Source organism: Agromyces sp. P1_H4 (assembly GCF_056405255.1).
Window position 1 is genome coordinate 1 of the sequence record NZ_JBFUCL010000616.1, and the last position, 639, is coordinate 639.

A 639-nucleotide genomic window follows, 5' to 3' on the forward strand; every position below is an offset into this window, starting at 1 on the left:
CGCACGGATCCCTTCTGGATCGGCGGCGACGCCAGTCCCGCGGAGCGCCACGAGCAGGCGGTGCGTCGGGCGCGTCGCTACCTCGCGGCCGGGGCCACGGGCGTGTTCGTGCCGGGAACGCTGACCATCGAGCGCATCGCGGCCCTCGCCGACAAGATCCCGGCACCGCTCAACGTGCTCGTGCAGCCGGGCCTGCCGCTCGCCGACCTGGCCGCGGCGCGAGTGGCGCGCGTGAGCACGGGATCACTGCTCCTCCGGGTCGCGCTCGGCGCCATCGGAGCAGCCGCGCAGGCGGTGCGGGACGGGGCGTTCACTCCCCCGACCGGCACGCCGACGTACGAACTGGTCGCCTCGATGCCGTGAGGGCAGCGCCGCGTCACTCGGCGTTGCGCGCCCGGCTCGGCTGCACCCGCATCGGCTCCCCCGGCATCTTGGGGAAGTCGGGCGGGAACGGCAGCTCGCCGAGCCCGTCGTCGAGGTCGCGCTGCCACCACTCCAGCAAGGTGGTGAGGCGTCCGGGGTTCGAGCGCATGCCGGCCCAGGGGTCGCCCACGTCACGCAGCCGGTCGGGGATCGTGCGGATCGTGAACCGCGCCGGATCGGCCGTCTCGAGTTCGTCCCATTCGAGCGGGCACGACA

At 74.2% G+C, this 639-nt stretch carries 2 protein-coding genes; one reads left to right on the forward strand and one right to left on the reverse strand.

Features of this window, described 5'->3' with window-relative positions:
- Window positions 1-363: isocitrate lyase/phosphoenolpyruvate mutase family protein (locus AC1DY2_RS20385; RefSeq protein ID WP_476764070.1), on the forward strand; the 363-nt coding region annotated here is incomplete at its 5' end.
- A gap of 13 nt (window positions 364-376) precedes the next feature.
- Here the strand turns inward: AC1DY2_RS20385 and ligD are convergent.
- On the reverse strand, window positions 377-639 hold a 263-nt coding region (gene ligD, locus AC1DY2_RS20390; RefSeq protein WP_476764071.1), incomplete at its 5' end, for a non-homologous end-joining DNA ligase LigD.